Annotated in this window: 26 protein-coding genes, 1 tRNA gene and 2 pseudogenes; 15 read left to right on the top strand and 14 right to left on the bottom strand. The window is 40.7% G+C overall.

Features of this window, described 5'->3' with window-relative positions; translation table 11 throughout:
• Positions 1–38 precede the first annotated feature (38 nt).
• The gene (locus tag FBF73_RS06735; protein ID WP_136937322.1) at positions 39–494 is read left to right on the top strand and encodes a GNAT family N-acetyltransferase; all 456 of its coding nucleotides are present in this window, start codon (positions 39–41) and stop codon (positions 492–494) included.
• A gap of 48 nt (positions 495–542) precedes the next feature.
• Here FBF73_RS06735 and FBF73_RS06730 read toward each other — a convergent pair.
• Positions 543–1688 (bottom strand): annotated as a pseudogene (locus tag FBF73_RS06730) (low temperature requirement protein A).
• Positions 1689–2499: 811 nt separating this feature from the next.
• Here FBF73_RS06730 and FBF73_RS06720 point away from each other — a divergent pair.
• From FBF73_RS06720 to tnpA, 3 genes are all read left to right on the top strand, one after another.
• On the top strand, positions 2500–3789 hold the full coding sequence (locus FBF73_RS06720) for a DUF308 domain-containing protein (RefSeq protein ID WP_136937321.1): 1290 nt from the start codon (positions 2500–2502) through the stop codon (positions 3787–3789).
• A 9-nt stretch (positions 3790–3798) separates the two neighbouring features.
• The gene (locus tag FBF73_RS06715) at positions 3799–4887 is read left to right on the top strand and encodes an AI-2E family transporter (RefSeq protein ID WP_169435191.1); all 1089 of its coding nucleotides are present in this window, start codon (positions 3799–3801) and stop codon (positions 4885–4887) included.
• Positions 4888–5096: 209 nt separating this feature from the next.
• Positions 5097–5561, top strand: a complete 465-nt coding sequence (tnpA, locus tag FBF73_RS06710) for an IS200/IS605 family transposase (RefSeq protein WP_000057429.1) — start codon at positions 5097–5099, stop codon at positions 5559–5561.
• 356 nt (positions 5562–5917) lie between these two features.
• On the opposite strand, the gene FBF73_RS06700 is transcribed toward tnpA, so the two are convergent.
• From FBF73_RS06700 to FBF73_RS06690, 3 genes are all read right to left on the bottom strand, one after another.
• Positions 5918–6433, bottom strand: a complete 516-nt coding sequence (locus tag FBF73_RS06700; RefSeq protein ID WP_033681462.1) for a DUF308 domain-containing protein — start codon at positions 6431–6433, stop codon at positions 5918–5920.
• Between the two features lie 356 nt (positions 6434–6789).
• Positions 6790–6862 (bottom strand) — tRNA-Lys (locus FBF73_RS06695).
• A gap of 264 nt (positions 6863–7126) precedes the next feature.
• Positions 7127–8398, bottom strand: coding sequence for a replication-associated recombination protein A (locus FBF73_RS06690; RefSeq protein ID WP_136937320.1), 1272 nt, complete (start codon positions 8396–8398; stop codon positions 7127–7129).
• A 115-nt stretch (positions 8399–8513) separates the two neighbouring features.
• Here FBF73_RS06690 and FBF73_RS06685 point away from each other — a divergent pair, with 115 nt between their 5' ends.
• The 6 genes from FBF73_RS06685 (at position 8514) to pepF (ending at position 14140) form a co-directional block, all read left to right on the top strand.
• Positions 8514–8984, top strand: a complete 471-nt coding sequence (locus FBF73_RS06685; RefSeq protein ID WP_049531867.1) for a DUF3013 family protein — start codon at positions 8514–8516, stop codon at positions 8982–8984.
• An 18-nt stretch (positions 8985–9002) separates the two neighbouring features.
• Entirely contained in the window at positions 9003–10070 is a 1068-nt protein-coding gene (locus FBF73_RS06680; RefSeq protein WP_169435190.1) for a M50 family metallopeptidase, read from the top strand.
• Between the two features lies 1 nt (position 10071).
• The gene (locus tag FBF73_RS06675; RefSeq protein WP_136937318.1) at positions 10072–10500 is read left to right on the top strand and encodes an NUDIX hydrolase; all 429 of its coding nucleotides are present in this window, start codon (positions 10072–10074) and stop codon (positions 10498–10500) included.
• Positions 10501–10637: 137 nt separating this feature from the next.
• On the top strand, positions 10638–11588 hold the full coding sequence (gene prmA, locus FBF73_RS06670) for a 50S ribosomal protein L11 methyltransferase (protein ID WP_136937349.1): 951 nt from the start codon (positions 10638–10640) through the stop codon (positions 11586–11588).
• Position 11589: 1 nt separating this feature from the next.
• Positions 11590–12333, top strand: coding sequence for a 16S rRNA (uracil(1498)-N(3))-methyltransferase (locus tag FBF73_RS06665; RefSeq protein WP_136937317.1), 744 nt, complete (start codon positions 11590–11592; stop codon positions 12331–12333).
• A gap of 10 nt (positions 12334–12343) precedes the next feature.
• Positions 12344–14140, top strand: coding sequence for an oligoendopeptidase F (gene pepF / locus FBF73_RS06660; protein ID WP_136937316.1), 1797 nt, complete (start codon positions 12344–12346; stop codon positions 14138–14140).
• Between the two features lie 169 nt (positions 14141–14309).
• On the opposite strand, the gene FBF73_RS06655 is transcribed toward pepF, so the two are convergent.
• Positions 14310–14699, bottom strand: a complete 390-nt coding sequence (locus FBF73_RS06655; protein WP_136937315.1) for a nuclear transport factor 2 family protein — start codon at positions 14697–14699, stop codon at positions 14310–14312.
• Positions 14700–14849: 150 nt separating this feature from the next.
• Between FBF73_RS06655 and FBF73_RS06650 the strand changes: the two genes are divergently transcribed.
• Positions 14850–15182, top strand: coding sequence for a winged helix-turn-helix transcriptional regulator (locus tag FBF73_RS06650; protein WP_000182730.1), 333 nt, complete (start codon positions 14850–14852; stop codon positions 15180–15182).
• Between the two features lie 11 nt (positions 15183–15193).
• Positions 15194–15984: pseudogene (locus tag FBF73_RS06645) on the top strand (DUF2785 domain-containing protein).
• 102 nt (positions 15985–16086) lie between these two features.
• On the opposite strand, the gene FBF73_RS06640 reads toward FBF73_RS06645, so the two are convergent.
• Complete coding sequence (locus tag FBF73_RS06640; RefSeq protein WP_136937314.1) at positions 16087–16851, bottom strand: (S)-acetoin forming diacetyl reductase; 765 nt, start codon at positions 16849–16851, stop codon at positions 16087–16089.
• Positions 16852–17105: 254 nt separating this feature from the next.
• On the opposite strand from FBF73_RS06640, the gene FBF73_RS06635 reads away from it, so the two are divergent.
• Positions 17106–17774 carry an MIP/aquaporin family protein gene (locus FBF73_RS06635; RefSeq protein ID WP_136937313.1) on the top strand — a complete coding sequence of 223 codons (669 nt, stop codon included), beginning with the start codon at positions 17106–17108 and terminating at the stop codon, positions 17772–17774.
• 259 nt (positions 17775–18033) lie between these two features.
• Here the strand turns inward: FBF73_RS06635 and queF are convergent, their stop codons facing one another.
• The 7 genes from queF to FBF73_RS06600 all read right to left on the bottom strand — a co-directional run bounded on the left by queF (position 18034) and on the right by FBF73_RS06600 (position 21583).
• Positions 18034–18525: a preQ(1) synthase gene (gene queF / locus FBF73_RS06630; protein ID WP_000082587.1), complete on the bottom strand. Its 492-nt coding sequence runs from the start codon at positions 18523–18525 to the stop codon at positions 18034–18036.
• An 18-nt stretch (positions 18526–18543) separates the two neighbouring features.
• Positions 18544–19260 carry a 7-carboxy-7-deazaguanine synthase QueE gene (queE, locus tag FBF73_RS06625; protein ID WP_136937312.1) on the bottom strand — a complete coding sequence of 239 codons (717 nt, stop codon included), beginning with the start codon at positions 19258–19260 and terminating at the stop codon, positions 18544–18546.
• Positions 19253–19696, bottom strand: coding sequence for a 6-carboxytetrahydropterin synthase QueD (gene queD / locus FBF73_RS06620; protein ID WP_000464575.1), 444 nt, complete (start codon positions 19694–19696; stop codon positions 19253–19255). Before queD ends, queE begins: the two co-directional genes overlap by 8 nt.
• A complete protein-coding gene (gene queC / locus FBF73_RS06615; protein ID WP_136937311.1) occupies positions 19696–20349 on the bottom strand; it encodes a 7-cyano-7-deazaguanine synthase QueC in 654 nt (217 codons plus the stop codon). Before queC ends, queD begins: the two co-directional genes overlap by 1 nt.
• A gap of 201 nt (positions 20350–20550) precedes the next feature.
• Positions 20551–20865: a thioredoxin gene (gene trxA / locus FBF73_RS06610; RefSeq protein ID WP_001029581.1), complete on the bottom strand. Its 315-nt coding sequence runs from the start codon at positions 20863–20865 to the stop codon at positions 20551–20553.
• Between the two features lie 16 nt (positions 20866–20881).
• On the bottom strand, positions 20882–21103 hold the full coding sequence (locus tag FBF73_RS06605) for a DUF4649 family protein (protein ID WP_000570255.1): 222 nt from the start codon (positions 21101–21103) through the stop codon (positions 20882–20884).
• 99 nt (positions 21104–21202) lie between these two features.
• A complete protein-coding gene (locus tag FBF73_RS06600) occupies positions 21203–21583 on the bottom strand; it encodes a MarR family transcriptional regulator (protein ID WP_136937310.1) in 381 nt (126 codons plus the stop codon).
• A gap of 282 nt (positions 21584–21865) precedes the next feature.
• Between FBF73_RS06600 and FBF73_RS06595 the strand changes: the two genes are divergently transcribed.
• Together FBF73_RS06595 and FBF73_RS06590 are read left to right on the top strand one after the other, a co-directional pair.
• Entirely contained in the window at positions 21866–22240 is a 375-nt protein-coding gene (locus FBF73_RS06595; RefSeq protein ID WP_000781322.1) for a CidA/LrgA family protein, read from the top strand.
• Positions 22237–22932, top strand: coding sequence for an LrgB family protein (locus FBF73_RS06590; RefSeq protein WP_136937309.1), 696 nt, complete (start codon positions 22237–22239; stop codon positions 22930–22932). The genes FBF73_RS06595 and FBF73_RS06590 overlap by 4 nt, the downstream gene beginning before the upstream one ends.
• A gap of 31 nt (positions 22933–22963) precedes the next feature.
• Here FBF73_RS06590 and FBF73_RS06585 read toward each other — a convergent pair whose 3' ends face one another.
• Positions 22964–23731, bottom strand: coding sequence for a hypothetical protein (locus FBF73_RS06585; RefSeq protein ID WP_049535005.1), 768 nt, complete (start codon positions 23729–23731; stop codon positions 22964–22966).

Raw genomic sequence — 23731 nt, 5'->3', positions numbered from 1 at the left:
GTATAATGGAGAAACATAGATAAGATGGTGAGGCAAAGATGATAATTCGTTTTGAAGAAAAGGTGAGCACAGAAAACGCTCAACGCGTATGTCAATGGTCCAATTCCTTTGGCAAAGTCTTTCAAGAACAATGGATGGGAACAATGATTCCTTTTCCCTTGACAATTCAAATCTTGCAAGATTTGGAAGGAGTCTTTTCTATCTTTGATGGACCAGAGTTTGTGGGGCTTATCCAGAAAATCAGGCTAGAAGACAGGAATCTTCATATCGGACGGTTTTTAATCAATCCCCAGAAACAGGGGCAAGGCTTAGGTAGTCAGGCCTTAAGGAAATTTGTTAGTTTGGTCTTTGAAAATGGAGACATAGATAGTATTTCTCTAAATGTCTTCGAGGCAAATCAGGCAGCCAAGCATCTTTATCAAAAAGAAGGATTTGAAATCGTTAAAACCATTGAAGCACCTGTACGAAAATACGTTATGAAAAAGTTTAGGTAGAAAGCAAAAAAGCCTTGGTTCCCAAAGCTTTTTTATGTTATAAACTCATTAAAAGAACCCCCAGTTAGATTTGGAATATTTTTTATTCTGTGTCACATAAAAATAAATAAAATGAATGGCTATAGCTAGAGCTAAAATGGTTGTTATACTCACTACTATTATAGGATTAGAAGCAAAGATTAAAGAGAGAATCAAGGCAGCCAGATAGAGTGTCGCTTGGACACAGTAGTAACTTTTCGAATAGCGAAGATAGTGTTTGTTATAGGGCCCATTTACTAGGACAGCAGCTTGAAAGAGGCCAAATCCGATATAAGAGAAGCTGGTTGCAAAGAGACGATTAGCTTCAGGATTCTGAAGAAAACTCATCGAAACGGTCATCATAAGAAGTCCAATGAAAATAGGATAGTGACTGTAAATTAGAAATAGTCCCTTTTGATTAGATTTTTCATCAATAGCATGGTCGAATTGACCAAAATAAAACAAGAACAGAGAAATCATAATAATGAAATAAAGAACCGAATAAATCGAGAAATTCTCGATTGTAAAGAAGTTAGCTAGCTCCGTAATCATCTCTCCAAACATAATAATGACAAGAAGGGAGATACGCTCGATTAAATGGGGGAGATTTACCTGGTAATGCTTATCTTTATTAAGCAAGATACTTGGCATAATAAATGTTAGCAGAATACTAGCAAATAAGATATAGACTCTAAGGTAAATAGGAAGAAGAGCTGCTAGATAGAATCATAAACTTCCTAGACCTGTTATCCATAGAAAACCTTTGATACTTTCCCGATTAGCATCATCGGTTGATTTTCTAAAAAATTCAACCAAATATTGAAAAAATAAGGTAAGGGTTAATGTACCAATAGCCCAACAGAGATAATGAAAATATTGTTGCCAATCAGGTCCAATCATATTGGCTATAAAGAGTAAAATTCCCATTTTGATAAACATGATTACTATGTTAAATAAAGAGTTCTTTCCATAGCGATTGGTATAATCGGTTTGAATCATCCAGGAATCGATGAGAAACAAAGTAGCAATGAAAAAATCAAGGAAAGAATTCCAAGTCAAAATACCGTTATGAAGATGGTCAATTAAAGTAGTTACTTTTGAAATTGCAAAAACAAAAACTAGGTCATAAAAAAGTTCTGAAAATTCTACACGTTTATGTTTAATAAGAGTTGTCATCTTAAGACCTTTCTATTTTAGAAGTACAATTTATTATAACATAAAATGGTAATAAAAAAAAAGAGATGCTTAAATAACTTCATGTGACGCGAATGAACTGCGCCACAAAAGTTAGGTTTTTTCTGTCTAACTTTTGGGGTGCAGTTCAGAAGGGGTGTTTTTTCTATCGTTTTTTAGTGCTAAGACTACACAAAAAAGCCTTGATTCCAAGGCTTTTCCTGTTGTATGTAGATGCCCCCATGGATTTGGGAGACTATATCATCTTGAAAGTAATTAAAAAGTTGAAATTTAAGTGATTTTCGGAAGGTACTTTTAGGTATTTCAATGTCATGATTTAAAAATGGGGCAAAAGTGGGGCAAAAACCATACAGATTCTAAACTGTATGGTTCTTTTTTTATCTAACCAAGAAAGGTTAAAACTTATTAAAACAAATGCAATCAACTGTTGAAAACTTTTTAGTCCGTGTAATATAAAAACAAGTAAAAAGTTGAACTATAGGGAATATTGTGTCATAATAGGTAATAGATGAATAATTAATAGATTGGAAATAATGCTTTCTTACCTTAACAAGTTGAATTGGTTATACATTTTTTCGTCGCAATTGTGTCTATCTCTCGAGTTTAGCTAGTTTTTATAAGCTCTGGTTTCTAATCAATATAACAAATTTTAGAAGTGCATAAGACAAGATGGTGACATTACTACAGTCATTTCTAGTCACCATATGTTGCTGGCACAGGCTGTTTGTAGTGTTGGCTATTTACTAGTCAGTTTAATTGGAGTGTTTAATTTTTATTGTTGAAAGGTTTTTATATGGCGAAAATTCTATCTTTAGGTCTGACAGGTAAGAAATTACTTGCTCAGGGGTTCTTGTTTGTTCTGCTAGGTCTCATCTTGATGGTCACGGGGACTTGGTTGCCAGTAAAGGTTATTCGACTGGTTCTGTTTTTAGCTTGGATAGCAACGGTCTTAGATTTAGTATTACGTATTTTCAAAAAAAGTCAGTCAACGGACACCTTGGGAGTTGCACTGGTTAAATTGTTAGTGCTGGGATATTTGCTTGGCTCCAATCTTGCGACGGATGTGCCGATTTATATTTTGGCTCTTGTGATTGGAGTTTATCAGATTTTTCATGCTAGTATTAACCTTGTCACCTATGTTCTCTACCGCAAAAACAAAATTCGACCTCGTTTTCGTCTCTTACTAGATGGACTCGTACTAGTTTTTCTTGGTGGGACTAGTCTTTTGTCCTCTACAGGAAATTCTGTCTTTCAACTCTTTGTATTAGGGGCTTATTTTTTCCTTTATGGTGTGTCCAATATCCGTGATGGTTTCTTGTTTGAGGAGGAAATTGGGAAAAACCATCTCAAACGTCGTATTAGAATTAGCTTACCTATTGTCCTAGCCGCTCTCATCCCTGCAAGAACTTTAGCAAAAGTTAACAAATTTATGCTGGAAAATGCTGATGAGGAAGAAGATATCCATCTTGGAATAGTGAAGTCTGGTAAGACAGCGGAGCTTGAAATTTTTGTTCATACAGCTGAGACCTCTCTGTTTTCGGCAATTGGTCATGTGGATATCTGCTATCAAGGCCGTGTTATTTCTTATGGCAACTATGATCCGTCTTCTGAGACCTTATTTGGCATGGTAGGAGATGGTGTCTTATATTTCTGTGATCGTGACAAGTACATTGACCTATGTAAACGTGAGAGTCAAAAAACGCTTTTTGGTTATGGGATAGATTTGACGCCTGAAATGGAAAAAGCAGTTCAGAAAAAGTTGGCTGAATTAAAACAACTGACGATTCCATGGGAGCCAAGTGCGGATAAAATCATGACAGGTGATGGTAAGGAAGACTGCACCTACGCTTATAAAATCAGACATGAGACGGATGGGGAACTTTATAAATTTATCAAATCTAAGTTTAAATCCTACTTTGTCTTATCTACAAACTGTGTGCTCTTGGCTGATACCATAGTCGGTCAGGCTGGCACCGATATCCTCTCACCCAAAGGATTTATCGCTCCAGGAACTTACCAAGCCTACCTTAATCGAGAGTTTGAAAAACCAAATAGTATACTCGTATCTAAACATGTTTATTAAGGAGAATTTATGAACTTAGTAAAAAAATACACCCCGTTAATACTTTTTATAGGGCTGGTTGCTCTTGTAATTCTGAATGCATCGAGCTTTATATCAGGAGCAATCTCTCTCTTTGATGTAATATCAACCTTGATTTATGGTGCTGTTATTGCTTTTGTGCTTAATGTTCCTATGAAAAAAATTGAACAGTACTTAGTTAAATTGAAGGTAAAGGCAGAGTTGCGTCGTCCGATTGCCATGGTACTTGTTTTCCTAGCTCTTATCTTAATCGTGATTGCTCTTTTGGTTTTGGTGCTGCCAACCCTAGCCCAGACTATTAGTCAGCTGGGAGCAGTCCTTTCAACAGTCCTGACTCAACTTAGGAAATTGCTAGACAGCTCGGAATTTGTAACCAAAGACATGCTGTCAACTATCGTATCAGGCATACAGGGACAGTCTAGCTCTATTAGTCAAGCTTTGATAACCTTCTTATCCGGTCTGACTAGTAATATCGGCAATATTTTTTCAAGTTTGATGAATGCCTTTTTGATTATAGTCTTCACCTTTTTATTTTTATCCAGTAAGGAACATCTGGCAGCGATGACGAGTCGACTTCTAAAAGTTTTTCTTCCAGAGAAGGTGGTGATAAAGTTGACTTACATTGGACAAGTAGCACTAGAGACTTATGACCAATTTTTGATGAGTCAGCTGATTGAAGCAGTTATCATAGGAGTTATGATAGCGGTTGGTTACAGCGTGTTTGGGATACCCTATGGAGTAATGACAGGTATCTTTGCAGGAGTGCTATCGTTCATTCCTTATGTAGGGCCTATGATTGCTTGTGTTGTGGGAGCGATTTTTATCTTCACAGTGAGTCCTACTCAAGCCTTACTTTCTCTTCTTCTATATCAAGTTATACAGCTGATTGAAGGAAACCTTATTTATCCTAGAGTTGTAGGTCAGTCTATTGGTTTGCCAGCTATTTTCACGCTTGCGGCTGCTAGTATTGGAGGCAATCTCTTTGGCTTACTTGGGATGATATTCTTTACACCGATATCTGCTGTTATCTATCGATTGGTTAAGGAATTTGTCGTTGCAAAGGAAAATCAGCTAGATTAAGAAAAACTAAATTTAATAAGATATACTGAGAAGAGAGTGAGAGATTCTCTTCTCTTTTATTATGTGACTATTAGTCCGTCTCGCTCCGTTAGGTGCGAGACAAAACAACCACCCGCTATGCGGGTGCGCGTCGAAGGTTATACCAAAAAAACTCCGAACGCGATACAATAAAGGTGTTCAAGCCAATTGTAAAGCGAAAGGAGAAAAATATGGCACAAAAGGCTCATAGTTTATCGCACACAAAGTGGCACTGTAAGTATCACATTGTGTTCACCCCTAAGTATAGACGAAAAGTTATCTATAATCAATATCGAAGTAGTTTAGGCGAAATATTTCATCGCTTGTGTAGTTATAAAGGAGTTGAAATTATCGAGGGTCACTTAATGCCAGACCATGTACACATGTTAGTAAGTATTCCACCAAGGATAAGTGTTTCGAGTTTCATGGGTTATTTAAAAGGAAAAAGTGCACTCATGATGTTTGACAAACACGCCAATCTCAAGTACAAGTTTGGGAATCGGCATTTCTGGGCGGAAGGTTACTATGTGAGTACAGTAGGGCTTAATGAAGCCACAATTAAGAAATATATTCAAGAACAGGAAAAGCATGATATAGCACTAGATAAATTAAGTGTAAAAGAATATGAGGATCCCTTTAGGGATAGTGGTAAGTAATACTAAAGCCTCTTTGAGAGGCAAGTGACGAGTCAAGAGCAATAAGGCTTGAACAAAGTGAAAGCCAGCGTCTTTAGGCGCTGGCTGGTAATTTGGGCTTATAGCCCTGGGACAAACCACCCGTTTGACGGGTGGTCATGATTTTTAAATACTTTTCTACAAAAAGCTATTAGACGTTAAAAAAAGCCTTGGTTTCAAGGCTTATTTCTGTTGATTTAGATGTGCCCCCTGCAGGGCTCGAACCTGCGCCCCATAGCTTAAGAGTCTACTGCTCTACCGACTGATCTAAGAAGGCAAATAAAAAGCTGAGAATGTAACTTCCCAGCTTTTTTAATATGCCCAAAATGGCAGCTAGATTATTTACGAAAGGCATCAAGGATATAGGTGAAACCAACAATTAAAAATGCAAAGGCAACGACATAAACGACAAAGACACTTGTAGCTACTGGATTGAACAAAATCACTAGACCTAGTAAAAATGCAAGCAACGCTATCCACATGATATGGTTGCCAATAATAGGGAAAATCAATCCCAGACGATTGCCTTTAAAGAAAGCTATAATGGCTTCTACAATTAACCAAATTCCTAAAATAGTTGGAATGACAACTGGCAGCGTCACAAAGCCATAGGCAACGAGGTAAAGAGCTAAGAGAAGATTAACAATCCCTTGGAAAAGATGAGCTGGTGAGCGAAGCTCTTTTGGTACAGAGAAATAGCCTAAAATAGCTGCTATAGAAGAAACCAGTAAACCAAATGCAATCCACCAGCTGTAAACAACAAGATTAGCTACTGGGTTTGTAAATAGGAAAAGTCCTAAAAGGACAAAAACAACTCCTGCAAGGAATAGCAGTAAACGATTAGAAAATTTCATTTCAATACCCCCTATATAGTATAGTATAGTATAGTTTAATAATAAAAATATTATACACCTTTTTAGAGGAAATGTCAATAAACAAAATGGAAAATTTGGAAGTTTCAGTCTGATTTATGAAAAGAAAATCAGTTTTTATTATTTTGAAAATAAAAAGAGAAGATAAAATTTGTCTTCTCTACATGAAAATATTGTATGGCATCAAAGCAAAAGTAACTGGCTTTACACTATTTGTTAAGATGTAATTTGGTTCAAAAAGAAAAGATAGATTTAAAAGTGGGGCAAATGATGAGGCAAATCAGTTATAGATAAGCAAAAAAGCCTTGGTTATCAAGGCTTTTCCTGTTGTATTTAGATGCCCCCTACAGGGATCGAACCTGTGACCCACGGATTAAGAGTCCGCTGCTCTGCCAGCTGAGCTAAGGAGGCAAAGAAAAAAGCTGTATTGGTGCCGAAACTTCACGGTTTGTATTGAACCCGCGCAATTAAGCAGGTGGGCAACTCGCTCTAACTGAAGCTGTTTCCGTGTGAGACGGCCTACATGCTGTTAGAAGACTTTTGTTTCCCTAATAATACAAAAAATAGTCGGTCAACACTTAAGTGTGAAGTCGTACACCACAGCGTTTCTATGTTTATATAATACCACTTTTTCAAAAAAAATCAAGAGGAAAGTGCAATTTTTTGAAAAGGATTTCAGATTTTTCGCAAACGGTCGATAGCTTCCTTTCTTTGAGCCAAAGCCCGTTCATATTTACCAGTATCTTCTGCTTGGAAATAGTGATGATTGCGGATTTTTTCTGGTAGATAGTCTTGCTTGACCCAATTTCCAGGATAGTTGTGTGGATAGAGATAGTCTTGGGCATTCCCCAGTTCCTTGCTTCCACTGTAGTGCCCATCACGCAGGTGTCGCGGAATAGGCAAGTGCCCTGATGTTTTGAGGTCGGCAAGCGCCTTATCCATAGCTACATAGGCTGAGTTGGATTTTGGAGAAAGGGCCAAATCAATCACGACATTGGCAATGAGAATGCGGGCTTCTGGGAAACCAATCCTTTGTGCAGCATCCAGAGCAGTCACGGTGTGAATCTGGGCTTCAGGATTGGCTAAGCCGATATCTTCATAGGCGATAACAGTCAAGCGACGAGCGAGACTTGGCAAATCACCAGCCTCAATCAAGCGAGCAGCATAGTGGAGACTGGCATCAACATCCGAGCCACGGATGGACTTTTGCAGGGCTGAGAGTACATCGTAGTGTCCGTCTCCATCCTTATCCATAGTAATGTAGCTTCTCTGAAGACTATTTTCCATGATGTCTAGAGTGATATGGCGAATGCCCTCATCATTCTCAGGGGTAGAAAGAACAGCCAAGTCCAGTGAGTTGAAGGCAGAGCGAAGGTCTCCGTTTGTAGAGGATGCGATGAAATCCATCGCATCCTCATCTAGTTCTACTGGAAAATCAAAACCACGCTCAGGGTTACTTAGAGCTATCTGAAGAGCCTCTTTGACGTCTTGGTTAGACAGAGGTTCCAACTCAAAAATTTGAACACGGCTACGAATGGCAGGAGTGACAGAGAAGAAAGGATTTTCAGTCGTAGCGCCAATCATGATGACCAGTCCACTTTCCAAGAGTGGAAGTAGAAAGTCTTGCTTGGTCTTGTCTAGACGATGAATTTCGTCCAGCAGGAGAACTAGTCCTCCAGAGAATTTTGCTTCCTCGGCGATTTCTTGCAGTCGCTTTTTACTATCAACTGTCGCATTGAAAGTTCGAAAGGCATACTTGGTCGTCCCTGCGATGGCAGAGGCAATACTGGTCTTGCCGATTCCCGGAGGGCCATAGAGAATCATGGAGGACAGGCGGTTGGCTTCCACCATGCGACGAATGATTTTTCCTTGTCCGACCAGATGTTCCTGACCAATGACCTGGTCGATGGTTTTAGGGCGCATGCGAAGCGCGAGATTGTCTGGCATAGCAGTCCTTTCTAACGTGGATTTTCTGATGTATATGTGGTAAGATGGTAGTATCTATTTTAGCATATTTCCGAGCAATCGGGGCGATTAAAGAGTCGCATAGAAAGAGGACAAAATGGCAACATATGGATTTTTAGATGTTTTAGAGGAAGAGTTGGAGAAGAATTTTCCCTTTGACTTTGAGATTAGTTGGGACAAGCGCAATCACGCGGTAGAAGTGAGTTTTCTATTGGAAGCGCAAAATGCTGCAGGTGTGGAGATGGTGGATGAAGACGGAGAGGTTTCGTCAGACGATATCCTCTTTGAAGAAGCAGTGCTTTTTTACAATCCTGCCAAATCAACAGTCAATGCAGAAGACTATTTGACGGTCATTCCTTACCTACCTAAAAAAGGATTTTCTCGTGAATTTTTAGCTTATTTTGCGCTATTCCTTAAAGATACTGCCGAGGTTGGACTAGATGCCCTCATGGACTTTTTGGAAGACCCAGAAGCAGAAGAATTTGTCATGGAATGGAACCAAGAAGTCTTTGAAGAAGGAAAAGTCGGCTTGGAAGAGGGAGAATTTTATCCTTATCCAAGATACTAGGAGTTGGTTGGAGACTTTATGAAAAAAATTGGGACTTATTTAGTTTATGTGCTAGCTTTTGTCCTTATTATGCTAGCTTTTGCTTGTGGAACTATCGCATTTGCAGAGTTGGGGTATTCCGCATTTTTAGCCTTTACTTTTGGTTATACCTTCGCTCTTTTAAGCATGTATTTAATCTTTATTCTTCATGAGCTGGGGCATGCAGTTTGCGGTTACTTGACAGGATATCGACTGGTGGCTTTTGGATTAGGGAATTTTCTTCTGACCAAAAGGTCAGGCAAGTTTTCTCTTAGTCGAACAGCTGTTCTGAAAAATGTTGGTGCTCAGTACATTGGATTGAAAGAAGATGAAAGTGATCAAAGAATCATCCTGATGCTTTCAGGAGGATTGATGGTTCATCTTAGCTTGCTATTATTGGCAACACTTTTTGGTTTTTTGACAAGAAGCTGGTATTTTGCAGGCACTTGGATTTGTCTAAATTTATCTCTTCTTCTTTTCAATGTTCTGCCAGTTGGGATTACCGATGGAGCAAAAATTTGGGAATTGCTACAACACCCTGAAAATACCAAATACGCCTACCTGATGTTGAGGCATTCTGCCCAGACCTTGCTAGCTCCTCAAGAATATGATTTAAAAGACTTTATCATGCCTGTTGATGAGGAGGTGAGTGGGAGTTTTGCAGAAAGTGTTCAGACTCTTCAGGGGTTGGTATTCATATTGGATGATAATATAGAGCTTGCAAAGCAACAGTTTCAGTCTGTGCTAGAGAAAACAGATAATCCAATGTCTAAAACTAGCTCTCAATTATACCTTCTTCAAGTTGCTCTGATGGAAGGAGATAATAAGAAAGCGGAAGAATATGCAAGTATTCGAGGGGTCAAATCCTTTTTATCTATAAAAACAGCAGATATGCAGGTCATTCAAGCTTGGTATCAATTTAAGGTAAAGAAAGATGTAGTTCAAACTCACAAGGCTATGAAGATTGCTAGACAGAAAATGAATAGTAGCCGGATGTTACTGGATGAGAAAAGCTATTATCAAAACTGGTTAGCCGAGCTGGAAAAGGAATTAACCGAAGGAGTCTAATATGGAAATAGAAATTTCTGATTTCCAAGGTTGCAAGATTGCCTTGATTTGTGGGGATAAGATCTTGACTATCTTACGTGATGACAAGGACGATATCCCTTGTCCCAACATGTGGGAGTTGCCAGGTGGTGGCCGTGAAGGGGATGAAAGTCCCTTTGAATGCGCAGCGCGTGAAGTTTATGAAGAACTGGGAATTCATTTAAATGAAGATTGTTTGCTTTGGGGCAAAATTTATCCTAGCGTAATCTTTGAAGGCAAGCAATCGGTCTTTATGGTTGGTCAGCTAAGACAAGAACAATTTGACAATATTACCTTTGGAGATGAGGGACAGGATTATCAGCTGATGAATGTTGAGGAGTTTCTTAGTTCCAGTCAAGTTGTACCTCAGTTGCAAGAGAGATTAAAAGATTATTTAAAAGTAAGTGATTAGAAAGGATGGTTCAGTTAAATTTCTAAACTGAACCCGCCCTAAACACGGTGCCAAAAAGATAAACTTCTCTTAGACACAAACGTCTTCAGAGAGTTTCCTATTTTGGCTTTGTGTTTGACGGGCTTGGTATCTTAATGATGGAAACATGGCAAGAGTTAAAAGTTACAGTCAAGCGTGAGGGAGAGGAGTTGGTTTCCAATCTCTTGATTGAGCTAGGAGCGCAAGGTGTTGCGATCGAAGATAGTATGGACTATGTGGGAAATGTTGACCGCTTCGGCGAGATTTTCCCAGAGGTTGAGCAGCAAGAAGAAATCGTAGTGACAGCCTACTACCCTGATACGGTTGATGTAGCAACGGTTGAGGCAGACTTGCAGGCCCGTCTCGCGGAACTAACTGATTTTATGGACTTGGGAGAGGTCAAGATGGGTACGACTGCCTTGGCTGAGGAAGACTGGGCAGACAACTGGAAGAAATACTATGAACCAGCTCGTATCACTCATGATTTGACCATCGTGCCGTCTTGGACGGACTATGAGGCGACTGCTGGGGAAAAGATTATCAAGCTGGATCCAGGTATGGCTTTTGGTACGGGGACCCATCCAACCACTAAGATGAGCCTCTTTGCCTTGGAGCAGGTTCTTCGTGGTGGGGAAACAGTGCTAGATGTGGGTACTGGTTCAGGGGTTCTCTCTATTGCCAGCTCGCTACTTGGTGCCAAGGAAATCTTTGCCTACGACCTGGATGATGTGGCAGTTCGTGTTGCTCAGGAAAATATTGAGCTCAACCTTGGTATGGAAAACATTCATGTAGCAGCAGGAGACTTGCTTAAGGGAGTTGAGATTGAGGCAGATGTGATTGTGGCTAATATCTTGGCGGATATCCTTATTCATTTGACGGATGATGCTTACCGCTTGGTCAAGGATGAAGGCTACCTCATCATGAGTGGCATTATCAAGGACAAGTGGGATATGGTGCGCGAGTCGGCTGAGTCAGCTGGATTTTTCCTCGAAACTCACATGGTTCAAGGGGAATGGAATGCCTGTGTTTTCAAGAAAACCAAGGATATTTCCGGTGTGATTGGAGGCTAGCATGCAACAGTATTTTGTCAAGGGGAATGCAGTCTCTCCTGTCACCATCGAGGACAAGGAAACCAGCAAGCATATGTTTCAGGTTATGCGCTTGAAAGAAGATGATGAGGTTACTTTGATCTTTGATGATGGAATTAAGCGCTTGGCGCGCGTGCTGGATGTGGAAGCTCGTCAGTTTGAATTGGTAGAAGAACTAGATGACAATGTGGAACTGCCCGTTCAAGTGACCATTGCATCTGGTTTTCCCAAGGGAGATAAGTTGGAGTTTATCACTCAAAAGGTGACGGAACTAGGTGCCAGCCAGATTTGGGCTTTTCCTGCCGATTGGTCAGTAGCCAAGTGGGATGGTAAGAAGTTGGGTAAAAAGGTCGAAAAACTAGAAAAAATTGCCCTTGGAGCGGCAGAACAAAGCAAGCGTAATATTGTTCCAAGTATCCAGCTTTTTGAGAAGAAAGCAGATTTTCTAGCCCAACTAGACCAGTTTGACTCTATCGTAGTGGCATATGAAGAGTCGGCCAAAGAAGGAGAAGCGGCTGCGCTTTTACAAGCAGTTACTGGACTCGAGAAAGGAGACAAATTGCTCTTTATCTTTGGTCCAGAAGGCGGTCTGTCACCTGCAGAAATCGAAAGTTTTGAAGCTAAAGGAGCCGTTTTGGCAGGACTTGGTCCTCGCATTTTGCGAGCAGAAACAGCACCGCTTTACGCCTTATCAGCCCTTAGTGTTTTATTAGAATTAGAGAAATGAGAGGAAGAAAATGGAACAAAAACACCGTTCAGAATTTCCAGAGAAGGAACTTTGGGATTTAACAGCCCTATACCAAGACCGTGAGGATTTCTTGCGTGCAATCGAGAAGGCTTGTGAAGACATCAACCAGTTTAGCCGTGACTATAAGGGCAATCTTCATACTTTTGAGGATTTTGAAAAGGCCTTTGCGGAATTGGAACAAATCTACATTCAGATGAGCCATATTGGTAACTATGGATTTATGCCTCAGACGACAGACTATAGCAATGACGAATTTGCTAATATTGCCCAAGCTGGTATGGAATTTGAAACAGATGCCAGTGTAGCCTTGACCTTTTTTGACGATGCTTTGGTGGAAGCTGATGAGAAAGTCTTGGACCGTTTGGGTGAATTACCTCATTTGACGGCGGTCATTCGTCAGGCCAAAATCAAAAAAGCCCACTATCTAGGGGCTGATGTGGAGAAGGCCTTGACCAATCTTGGTGAAGTTTTCTACAGTCCGCAGGATATTTACACTAAGATGCGAGCTGGGGATTTCGAAATGGCTGACTTTGAAGCCCATGGAAAGACCTACAAAAACAGTTTTGTGACCTATGAGAATTTCTACCAAAATCATGAGGATGCTGAGGTTCGTGAGAAATCTTTCCGTTCTTTCTCAGAGGGACTTCGTAAGCACCAAAATACTGCTGCAGCAGCCTATCTAGCCCAAGTCAAGTCTGAAAAACTACTGGCAGATATGAAGGGTTACGACTCAGTCTTTGATTATCTTCTGGCTGAACAAGAAGTGGACCGTGTCATGTTTGACCGTCAGATTGACCTCATCATGAAGGATTTTGCGCCAGTTGCTCAGAGATATCTCAAACACGTTGCCAAGGTTAATGGTCTTGAAAAGATGGCCTTTGCAGACTGGAAATTGGACTTGGATAGCGCCCTGAATCCTGAAGTGACTATTGACGACGCCTACGATTTGGTCATGAAGTCAGTCGCACCTTTGGGGCAAGAATATTGTCAGGAAGTTGCTCGCTATCAAGAAGAGCGCTGGGTGGACTTTGCTGCCAATAGTGGCAAGGATTCTGGTGGCTATGCAGCGGACCCATATCGCGTGCATCCATATGTCCTTATGAGCTGGACAGGTCGTTTGAGTGATGTCTATACCTTGATTCATGAAATCGGGCATTCTGGTCAATTCATCTTTTCAGATAATCATCAAAGCTACTTTAATGCCCACATGTCGACCTACTATGTTGAAGCACCGTCAACTTTCAATGAATTGCTCCTCAGTGACTACTTAGAGCACCAGTCTGATGACCCTCGTCAAAAACGTTTCGCCCTTGCTCACCGCTTGACAGACACCTACTTCCATAACTTTATCACTCACCTTTTGGAAGCAGCCTTCCAGCGTAAGGTGTATACATTGATTGAAGAAGGAGAAACTTTCGGAGCAAGCAAACTCAACAGCATTATGAAGGAAGTTTTGACCGAATTCTGGGGAGATGCTATTGAAATTGACGATGATGCAGCTCTGACTTGGATGCGCCAAGCTCACTACTACATGGGCTTGTATAGTTACACCTACTCAGCAGGACTAGTCATCTCGACTGCAGGTTACCTCCATCTGAAACATTCAGAAACTGGAGCTGAAGACTGGCTCAATCTCCTCAAATCAGGTGGTAGCAAGACACCGCTTGAGTCAGCTATGATTATCGGAGCAGATATCTCTACAGATAAACCACTTCGTGATACCATCCAATTCTTGTCTGACACAGTTGATCAGATTATCGCCTACAGTGCCCAGTTGGGAGAGTAAATTAAAAGAGTCTGGGACAAAAGTTTAACCTTAAATATAAAAAACGAACAAAACGAGTTATCTGATACTCAAAATTCGGTCTTGTTCGCTTTTTTATCTAGTCTATTGCTTTAAAAAATTTATAATAAAGAATTCCCAAAATCAAAATTTTTTGTCCTGGTCTCTTAAATTATCCCCAAAAGCTATCTTCTTCAGCTTGATCTGAAGAGAAGAGCCAAACTTCTTTGATTTTTCCGTCTTCAATGCGGAAGAGGTCAATCCCGTTCATATTGAGTTCAGTACCATCAGCCCGTGTTCCAAGAAAAGTAACATTGGCTGCGATTAAATCCTTATTGTCAGAAACCCAATTTGTTACCACCTTAAAAGTTCCATTAGTTTTCTCAGCAAATGTAGCTAGGTGAGGTCCTAGTTGGTCCTTACCAACTACTGTACCAGATATACTATGAGTACCAGGTTGATGCCAGACAATATCGTCTGCCATCGTTTCAAAGACACCAGGAAAGTCACCAGCAATTAAAGCTTGGTTATAAGCATTGAAAATTTCTAAGTTTGTTGACATATATATTCTCCATTTCTTTTTTATGATATAATTGTAACAGTTACAAACAAAAAAACAAGTAGACACTTTTTCGATAGCTAGTATCAAAAGTGGTACTATTATTGATACTAAAAGATAAATTTTTTTTAAAAAATAGAAAGAAGATATTTTATGACAAATAAAGTGAGTGAGTATGGTATTTGTCCATTTGCGACAACGCAGAGGGTTTTAACGGGGAAATGGGCACTGGTAATCATTTATCAGTTGAGTACGGGTACCAAACGATTTAAAGAATTGCAGAGATTATTGCCTGGGATTACTCAAACTATTTTGACCCGTCATCTCCGTCAATTAGAAAAGGATAAGATTGTTCAACGAAAGGTCTATGCCGAAGTTCCACCACGAGTTGAGTACAGCTTAACCGAAATGGGGCAGGAATTCAGAGTTGTTTTAGATGCTGTCGAGAAATGGGGTCTGGATTATATCAAGTTGCTAGAAATGTAAAGGTATTGACCATGTATCAAGAGTTACTTAGAAAAATAGCAGAAGAAAAACCAAGTTATCATCAGGAGGAAATCCAGTGGTTGCTTGATCATTTGGGAGATCCTTCTCCAGAAATTCGCGATGACCTTGTTTTTACAAGCTTTGCTAGAGGGATTCAGGAAGAGTTATTTACAAAGGAGGAATTTCAATTTATATCTGCTATGATTGTTTCTGATGGTGGACTAGATAAAGAGATTGATAAGGTAGGCCTGTCAACCCTTGAACGTTCTTTTAGGGCACTTATTTATGCCAATCTCTTATCTGCCGATGGCAACCAACACTCTATTTATTATCAAGTGCTTAAAACTGATATCAGAAATACGATGCTCGATCAAGGTTTGCACTACCTTGAAAAAGAAGAGGATACGACTGGTTTTTCAAGCCAGTATGGTTGGGTACATGCTTTTGCGCATGGAGCGGATCTCTTGACTGAAGTCGTTTGTCATCCAGACTTTTCTGCAAGTCGAATTTATGAGGTGTTTGAGATCCTTGGTCAACTGTTTAAAAGAATTTCGATTCGATTTATAGATGATGAGGAATGGCGCTTAGCCAGAGTGCTTTACGAACCTATTTTGCAAGGCAAGGTGGAGCAAGCGACACTAGCCTCTTGGATAAAGTCACTGATTTCCCGATAGAAGAGACGGAAGATTTTTATAAATTTTCCAATTTCAGATCCTGTCTCTTAGAAGTCTATGTACAACTCGACCAGAGAAATAGTTTACAAGATGACTTGAAAGAAGCTATCCAGTCTTTTCAATATTAGAGATTAGCTAATATTACTTATTGAAAGAGTTTCTATTGTATCCTCCTATAATGAAAACTAATAAAAGAGGTTGAATCATTTTCCAACCTCTTTTTGTGTATCTTAATGGAATTGCATACCACCATCAACGATAATGGTTTGTCCTGTAATGTAGTTTGAATCTGGTCCTGCAAGGAAGCTGACGGCTGCAGCCACATCTTCTGGTTCAGATAGACGTTTTAGAGTAATATCTTTTGCAAATGTCTGCATACCCCATTCGTCATCTTTTCCTGCATTTTTACCAACTTCATGAGCGATATCGTACATCATTGGTGTTTTCACAATACCTGGTGCGTAGGCGTTAACGGTGATGCCTGAGTCTGCTAAATCACGTGCTAATGTTTGCGTGATTCCGCGAACAGCAAATTTGGTTCCACCGTAAACAGTTAGATTTGGGTTACCGACTACACCAGCTTGAGAGGTTGCGTTGATAATTTTACCTCCGTGGCCAAGTGCTTTAAATTGTGCTTGTGCAGCTTGTGAACCCCAAATGACACCACCAACGTTGATACCGAAAGTGCGTGTAAATTGTTCCTCAGTAATTGTATCAAGAGGAGTAGTTGGAGCAACACCAGCGTTATTTACGACAACATTCAAATCACCAAAATGGTCAACAACTTTTTGAAATGCTTGTGCAACTTCGGCCTGTTTCGAAACATCGGCCACGACAGCAAGGGCATTTTCAGCTGATAATTCAGCAACAGCTTTTTCAGCTGTTTCGGGATTGTAGTCTAAGACTCCTACCTTAAAGCCATCTTGAACCAATCGTTTTGCGATTGCAAAACCGATTCCTTGACCTGCACCTGTGACAATAGCAACTTTAGACATATGATTCCTCCTTGGTATCCACGATACCATTCAAACGTTCATAAAAGAACAGCAAAGTTGTAAAATTAGTTCAAATGAGGGATTAAATAACCTATTTGAACTATGTTAATAGTATATACCTTTAGAAAAAATGTTTCAAATAAACACTACCGTTTTTATAGGATTTTATCCTGAAAATTTTCAATCAATTTTCTTGAAACCCTTTCCTTCTTTTGATAGACTAGTATCTAGTTTTTGAAAAAAGGAGAAAGAAAATGAAAAAATTTGTCGCTGAGTTAATCGGTACGTTCATGCTTGTGTTCATCGGAACAGGAGCTGTTGTTTTTGGAAATGGTCTTGATGGCCTTGGTCACCTTGGAATCGCCTTTGCCTTTGGTTTAGCCATCGTGGTTGCAGCCTACTCAATCGGAACTGTTTCAGGTGCTCATTTGAACCCAGCTGTTTCGATCGCTATGTTTGTAAACAAACGTTTGTCATCTTCAGAGCTTGTAAACTACATCCTTGGACAAGTAGTTGGAGCTTTCCTTGCGTCAGTTGCAGTATTCTTCCTCTTGTCTAACTCAGGCATGCCAACTGCTAGTCTTGGTGAAAATGCCTTGGCAAACGGTGTCACTGTCTTTGGCGGTTTCTTGTTTGAAGTTATCGCAACCTTCTTGTTTGTCTTGGTTATTATGACCGTGACTTCAGAAAGCAAGGGTAATGGTGCGATTGCTGGTTTGGTAATCGGTTTGTCCTTGATGGCTATGATTCTTGTGGGATTGAACATTACTGGGCTTTCAGTAAACCCAGCTCGTAGTTTGGCACCAGCTGTCTTGGTAGGTGGCGCAGCCCTTCAACAAGTATGGATTTTCATCCTTGCACCAATCGCTGGTGGAGTTCTTGCAGCCCTTGTTGCGAAAAACTTCCTTGGAACAGAAGAATAATTGAAACTCAAAAAGCCTTGCTCCTCAGCTTGAGGAACAGGGCTTTTCGTATGATACTCTTTGAAAATCTCTTCAGACCACGTCAACTTCATTTACAACCTCAAAGCAGTGCTTTGAGCTGACTTCGTCAGTTTCATCTACACCTCAAAACCATGTTTTGAGCGGACTTCGTCAGTCTTATTTACAACTTCAAAGCAGTGCTTTGAGCAGCCTGCGGCTAGCTTCCTAGTTTGCTCTTTGATTTTCATTGAGTTTGAGTTTAACGGTTGTCAATTTTCTCTGGATAGAGGTCGTGTTGGAAGAGGCGTTGTTCTGCCAGACCTTCATACTTGGTTCCTGGCTTACCGTAGTTGTAGTAGGGGTCAATTGAGATACCACCGCGCGGAGTGAATTTTCCCCAAACTTCTAAATAACGAGGGTCTAGCAAGTTGACCAAGTCTTTCCCGATGGTGTTGATACAGTTTTCGTGGAAATCTCCGTGATTTCGGTAGCTAAAGAGGTAGAGTTTGAGGGATTTTGACTCAACACAGAGCTTGTCAGGGATGTAGGAAATATAAATCGTCGCAAAGTCTGGCTGAGCAGTGATTGGGCAAAGTGAGGTAAATTCAGGACAGTTAAATTTGATGAAATAGTCATTTTCAACATGACGATTGTCAAAGGATTCCAGGACTTCTGGTTGATATTCGAAAATGTAGTTGGTTTCTTTGTTGCCTAGTAGGCTGAGGTTTTTCATTTCTTCTTGTTGTGACATGATTTTTTCTTTCTAATCTTAAACACCACGTTGATTATCGTAGAGGAGGGTATGCAGTTGAGGAAGGACGCGGACATTGCCCCAGCTATCGTCGGCAGCGACACGTTCCCAGAGTTCTTTGAGGCGGTCCAGTTGGTCTTGGACAATATTGCCTGTGGCCTTGGGCTCAGGATTTCCAGCCGATAAGAAGAGGACATCTGGTTTATAGCGCTCTTGTATGCCTCTGGCAAAGGCCAAATCGGCATCGTCAAAGACAGGAATTTTAAAGGTGAGCTTGTCTGGATCAAGTTGGGAAACGATAAAGTCCAAGGTCTCAAAGTTGACTTCCATCTTGGATGAAGGAGGTTTGGGACTCAGAGTGACCTGGTCGATGTCTTTTAACCAATTTTGCCAGCGGGAGCCTTGGGTCTCAACAGCAAGAGTGACACCACGTTCCTTGAGTTTAGTGACCAATTCGGCCATGTTGGCTGCTAGGATAGCAGGATTTCCCCCAGATAGGGTGACATAGTCGTAGCTCCCCAATTTATCCAAGGCAGCAATGACCTCGTCAGCTGTCATGCGAGTTGGTTTTTCAGAGCCGTCCCAAGTAAAGGCAGAATCGCACCAGTCGCAGTGGTAGTCGCAACCAGCAGTGCGGACAAACATGGTTTTCTGCCCGATTGCACGGCCTTCGCCTTGAAAGGTTGGCCCAAAAATTTCTAGAACTGGTAGTTTGAGGACACGTTCCCTAGTCATCTAACCACTCCCGTCTAAACTCCGCAAAGGCAGTCGGAGTCTCATAGAGGCGAACGTATTCCAAACGAAGACCACGCTCATCAGGTAACTCTTGACTCATGGTTTGGAAAATCCAGTAAACCATATTTTCGGCAGTCGTGTTCATATAAGGCAGAGTTTCATTGAGATAGCGATGATCCAAGTGGGGCTCTAAGTAGTTCTTATAGATAGCTTTGATGTCTCCGAAATCGTAGGTCATGCCACGCTCATCTAAAAATCCACTAACAGCAATCTGCAGATGATAGGTGTGGCCATGAAGGGATTTGCATTTCCCCTCATAGTGAAAGAGGTGGTGGGCAGCATCAAAGGTAAATTCTTTTGATACCAAGGTTCTGTGAGGATTGTAGACCAGAGACTCTCCAGTTTCCTGTTTGATTTCTTTGGGTGCAAAAAACATTAGGCCTCTCCTTTCTGTGAGAGATAAACATCTAAACCATGTTGACGTAGGTGGCAGGCTGGGCAATCTCCACAGCCACTTCCAATAATACCGTTGTAGCAGGTCAAAGTCTTTTCACGAACATAGTCAAAGGCACCGAGTTGGTCGGCTAATTCCCAAGTTTCAGCCTTGTCTAACCACATGAGAGGCGTTTGGATAACAAAGTCATAATCCATGGCAAGGTTGAGGGTAACATTAAGGGATTTGACAAAGACATCTCGGCAATCAGGGTAGCCAGAGAAGTCTGTCTCGCAGACACCTGTCACGATATCTTTAATGCCACGTTGCTTAGCAAGAACAGCCGCAAAGGATAGAAAGAGATGGTTACGACCATCAACGAAGGTGTTAGGGATTTCTCCCTCTTTTTGCTCAATCTCCATATCAGAGGTCAAGGCATTTTCAGTGATTTGCCCCAGCAGAGACATATCTAAGATGTGATGACGAATGCCTTGTTCCTTAGCGATTTCTTGGGCAACTTGAATTTCGAGATGATGGCGTTGGCCATAGGCAAAGGTGACAGCTTCGACTGTTTCATAGTGTTTTTTGGCCCAAAAGAGGCAGGTTGTGGAATCTTGACCGCCACTAAAGACGACCAAGGCTGATTGACGTTTCATAGTACTCCTTCCAAAATGGGAAATGTTCAGAGCACGCAAAAAGCTCCCATGAGGGAGCTAAAAAATACCAAGTAGAGGTTTTTTTTAGCGATGGCATGTCCCAAACATCGTAATATTCTACCTATAGTCTAGCATATTTTTTGAAAAATGGCAAAGGGCAAGAAAAAAGAGACCAAAGAAAGGACTTGGTCTCTAATATGATTAGCTCAATTCAGCAACGATGGCCTTGATTTGTTCTGCTGTGTGAACACCAGCAACTTGTTTGACAACTTGGCCGTCTTTTTTGAAGAGAAGAGTTGGGATAGACATGATTCCAAAAGCACGAGCAGTGTTTGGATTTTCATCAACGTCCATTTTAACGATTTTCAAGACATCTTCTGAAAGTTCTTCAGATAATTTATCCAAGATTGGACCTTGCATACGACATGGACCACACCAAGTTGCCCAAAAGTCTACCAAGACCAAACCGTCTTTAGTTTCTTGTTCGAATGTTGCGTCTGTAATTGCTTTTGCCATTGTATTTCTCCTTTTTTTAGTTATATTGGCTTAAATCTTGTTTCTTGAGATAGAAGAAGATATCTCCATAAGTCCCATGGTAGTCCAAATCATGACCGTTGTAAGTCAATTTTTGAACAGGGTAGTAGTCTGCGACGCCGATGAGGCAAGCTTGTTGTGAACGATCAAAGTCTTCATAAGATTCGAACGTTACAGTTCTTTCGTTCTTGCTGGCGTCTAGATAGGTAATTTCAATCATTTTAAAAACTCCTTTGTTTAATGATGACTTTATTTTACTCCTTGTAAAAGAGAATGTCAAGAAAAATGATTGCGCACGCAACTTTTTTAAAAAATCATCTTAAATCAAGAAATCCAAACCAGTTTCCAAGCTTGCTTCGACAGCCTTCTGTAGAGAGGCTAGTGTTTTTTGCCCATCACTTGTCAGGCAGATAAAGCTAGAGCGTCTATCTTGATCACAACACATGCGACTAAGTAGACCGCAATTTTTAGCTTCCAAGCGAGCCACCATCCGAGAAACAGCGCTCGGACTCAGGTGAAGTTTATCTGGCAGATCAATCTGGCGTAGAGATTTTTCTTGAGCCAAGTCCAGATAGTAGAGCAGGTAGAACTCTTTCAAGGTCAGACTTTGCTCGCTTTGCTGGGCAACGGTCTCTTCCAAGAGACTTTCAATTTCTTTTTGACGACGATTGAAGTCAAACCATTTTTCCAAATAGGTCATAGTATCTCCTTTCTTTTTAGATTCATAAATAGAAGAAAGTCCATTCACGGACGCTTTCTATATCACAAGATGATTGCGCATGCAATAATTATACTACTTTTAAATCAAGCTGGCAATAAGGACGCAGGCATCTTTTATCCTAAATCATGCCTGTTTTTACAAGTCAAGAATTGTCTGTATCCCCTTTCCTCTCTAATTTTCATTATCCCTTGTGTATTTCCTTGAAATTTTCTGAAAAAAGAGTAAACTGGTATGCAAGAAGTCTATTTCGTGGAGTTTAGGATGAAATTATATGTTCAATTAATGATTCTCTTTGTGATTTCTCTAATCGGAGAGGGGATTTCCAGTTTCTTTCATTTGCCCATCCCAGGCAGTATTATCGGCTTGATTATTCTTTTTCTAGCCCTACAATTCAAGTGGCTGAGAACCAGGCATGTCAACATGGTGGGGAATTTCTTGCTGGCCAATATGACCATTCTCTTTTTGCCGCCAGCAGTGGGAATCATGGAGAAGTTTGATGTGATTGCTCCCTATCTTTTGCCCATTGTTTTGATTATCTTTTTTGCAGCAGTCATCAATATTATCCTCATAGCCTTGGTAGTTCAGTTTATCAAACGACGGTTTGAGGGAGATTATGAGAAAGGAGATGCCAAATGAGTGAATTTGTTTCCAATCCCCTATTTGGGCTGGCCCTATCAATCCTAGCTTATCTAGTGGGAATGCTGATTTACAGACGGTTTCCTCATCCATTGACAACGCCCTTGCTTTTGTCAGCCATCTTTATTATCATCTTTCTAAAAGTGACGGGTATTTCTTACCAAGATTACTACCAAGGTGGGGTTTATCTGAACAATTTGATTGTCCCATCAACCGTGGCTCTAGGGATTCCGCTTTATAAGAGTTTTCATCTGATGAAGCACCATGCTCGGAGTATTCTCTTTGGTAGTCTGCTAGCGGTAGTGGTCAATACCTCTTTCACAGCCCTTGTGGCTAAGATTTTTGGCATGGACTTTTTCTTAGCCATTTCTCTCTTTCCTAAGTCAGTAACAACCGCTATGGCAGTGGGAATCACAGAAAAATTGCAAGGTCTGACGACCGTGACCTTGGTCGTTGTAGTCGCAACTGGGATTTTAACCAGTGTCATCGGCCCAACCCTTTTGAAGTGGTTGAAAATTGATGATCCAGTAGCTGTTGGTCTTTCCCTTGGAGGAACAGGCCATGCAGTCGGAACAGGCACAGCCTTTCGATACGGCTCTGTAGCAGGAGCTATGGGTGGTTTGACTATCGGTGTCACAGGTATTCTCTATGTCTTTGTCAGCCCTATCGTAGCCAGTTTGATATTGAGTTAAATCAAAACCCAGCTTTTTAGCTGGGCATTTTTTATTGCAAATTAACCTTGTTTTTCAAGATATAGTAGATTCCGAGGTAGTAGATAGCTATGAAAATGAGTTCCTCGATAATGGATGTACTTGCTCCCATATAGAAATTATCATTAAATCCTGCAAGTGAATTGACATAGAAGTTAGTACTGGTATTGAAGAAAACTCCAATAAATCCTATGACGATTTGGATACCAATGTAGGCTGCAACAGCAAGTGCGGTACGGTATTCATTGAACAGTTGTCCAATGGAAATGGCCAAGTAAATGCAGAGGATTCCAGAAATAGTATTTAGTAGGAAGGATAACCCCACAAGAGAGAGTTTAGGAAGGTATGTTTCTACAAGTGGAAACCAGTCATAATGTGACATCCAATCTGGAACCGTTATAGTCACAATAAGAAAAGCACTTAGAGCCAGTACAGCCGAGCTAAGTATAGACCAGATGAAGGCTCCGACTAATTTAGCTGTGATGATATAGTGCTCAGAAACTGGCAAGGTCAAAGTCAGATAGCCTTGGCGGTCATAGACACTACCTTTGAAGCGTTTGATAATCAAGAAAATGGTTGAAATCCAAAGTGTAATTATCAAGCCGCCAAAGACGAGAGCCAGAAAGATAAATAGGAAAGGTTGGCTATCTTTGAAAGATATATAAGAATAGTAGTGTCCTTGCATTCCTAGGGGGACTGAAAGGACTAGCACGGCTGCGTAGAGGGCTAAATACCACTTGTTAACATTTTTAAATTCGTAGCGAACTAAATTCCAAAACAT

Origin of the sequence: Streptococcus mitis (genome assembly GCF_005144795.1) — a bacterium.
In the GTDB taxonomy this organism is placed as follows: Bacteria; Bacillota; Bacilli; order Lactobacillales; family Streptococcaceae; genus Streptococcus; species Streptococcus mitis_BB.
Note: the sequence above shows the minus strand (reverse complement) of the source record. Positions and strands in the feature narration are given on the sequence as shown.

What these genes read in the sequence shown, in the direction of transcription:
- FBF73_RS06735 (WP_136937322.1), top strand. Translation starts at nt 39, where the DNA reads ATGATAATTCGTTTTGAAGAAAAGGTGAGCACAGAAAACGCTCAACGC.
- FBF73_RS06720 (WP_136937321.1), top strand. Translation starts at nt 2,500, where the DNA reads ATGGCGAAAATTCTATCTTTAGGTCTGACAGGTAAGAAATTACTTGCT.
- FBF73_RS06715 (WP_169435191.1), top strand. Translation starts at nt 3,799, where the DNA reads ATGAACTTAGTAAAAAAATACACCCCGTTAATACTTTTTATAGGGCTG.
- tnpA (WP_000057429.1), top strand. Translation starts at nt 5,097, where the DNA reads ATGGCACAAAAGGCTCATAGTTTATCGCACACAAAGTGGCACTGTAAG.
- FBF73_RS06700 (WP_033681462.1), bottom strand. Translation starts at nt 6,433, where the DNA reads ATGAAATTTTCTAATCGTTTACTGCTATTCCTTGCAGGAGTTGTTTTT.
- FBF73_RS06690 (WP_136937320.1), bottom strand. Translation starts at nt 8,398, where the DNA reads ATGCCAGACAATCTCGCGCTTCGCATGCGCCCTAAAACCATCGACCAG.
- FBF73_RS06685 (WP_049531867.1), top strand. Translation starts at nt 8,514, where the DNA reads ATGGCAACATATGGATTTTTAGATGTTTTAGAGGAAGAGTTGGAGAAG.
- FBF73_RS06680 (WP_169435190.1), top strand. Translation starts at nt 9,003, where the DNA reads ATGAAAAAAATTGGGACTTATTTAGTTTATGTGCTAGCTTTTGTCCTT.
- FBF73_RS06675 (WP_136937318.1), top strand. Translation starts at nt 10,072, where the DNA reads ATGGAAATAGAAATTTCTGATTTCCAAGGTTGCAAGATTGCCTTGATT.
- prmA (WP_136937349.1), top strand. Translation starts at nt 10,638, where the DNA reads ATGGAAACATGGCAAGAGTTAAAAGTTACAGTCAAGCGTGAGGGAGAG.
- FBF73_RS06665 (WP_136937317.1), top strand. Translation starts at nt 11,590, where the DNA reads ATGCAACAGTATTTTGTCAAGGGGAATGCAGTCTCTCCTGTCACCATC.
- pepF (WP_136937316.1), top strand. Translation starts at nt 12,344, where the DNA reads ATGGAACAAAAACACCGTTCAGAATTTCCAGAGAAGGAACTTTGGGAT.
- FBF73_RS06655 (WP_136937315.1), bottom strand. Translation starts at nt 14,699, where the DNA reads ATGTCAACAAACTTAGAAATTTTCAATGCTTATAACCAAGCTTTAATT.
- FBF73_RS06650 (WP_000182730.1), top strand. Translation starts at nt 14,850, where the DNA reads ATGACAAATAAAGTGAGTGAGTATGGTATTTGTCCATTTGCGACAACG.
- FBF73_RS06640 (WP_136937314.1), bottom strand. Translation starts at nt 16,851, where the DNA reads ATGTCTAAAGTTGCTATTGTCACAGGTGCAGGTCAAGGAATCGGTTTT.
- FBF73_RS06635 (WP_136937313.1), top strand. Translation starts at nt 17,106, where the DNA reads ATGAAAAAATTTGTCGCTGAGTTAATCGGTACGTTCATGCTTGTGTTC.
- queF (WP_000082587.1), bottom strand. Translation starts at nt 18,525, where the DNA reads ATGTCACAACAAGAAGAAATGAAAAACCTCAGCCTACTAGGCAACAAA.
- queE (WP_136937312.1), bottom strand. Translation starts at nt 19,260, where the DNA reads ATGACTAGGGAACGTGTCCTCAAACTACCAGTTCTAGAAATTTTTGGG.
- queD (WP_000464575.1), bottom strand. Translation starts at nt 19,696, where the DNA reads ATGTTTTTTGCACCCAAAGAAATCAAACAGGAAACTGGAGAGTCTCTG.
- queC (WP_136937311.1), bottom strand. Translation starts at nt 20,349, where the DNA reads ATGAAACGTCAATCAGCCTTGGTCGTCTTTAGTGGCGGTCAAGATTCC.
- trxA (WP_001029581.1), bottom strand. Translation starts at nt 20,865, where the DNA reads ATGGCAAAAGCAATTACAGACGCAACATTCGAACAAGAAACTAAAGAC.
- FBF73_RS06605 (WP_000570255.1), bottom strand. Translation starts at nt 21,103, where the DNA reads ATGATTGAAATTACCTATCTAGACGCCAGCAAGAACGAAAGAACTGTA.
- FBF73_RS06600 (WP_136937310.1), bottom strand. Translation starts at nt 21,583, where the DNA reads ATGACCTATTTGGAAAAATGGTTTGACTTCAATCGTCGTCAAAAAGAA.
- FBF73_RS06595 (WP_000781322.1), top strand. Translation starts at nt 21,866, where the DNA reads ATGAAATTATATGTTCAATTAATGATTCTCTTTGTGATTTCTCTAATC.
- FBF73_RS06590 (WP_136937309.1), top strand. Translation starts at nt 22,237, where the DNA reads ATGAGTGAATTTGTTTCCAATCCCCTATTTGGGCTGGCCCTATCAATC.
- FBF73_RS06585 (WP_049535005.1), bottom strand. Translation starts at nt 23,731, where the DNA reads ATGTTTTGGAATTTAGTTCGCTACGAATTTAAAAATGTTAACAAGTGG.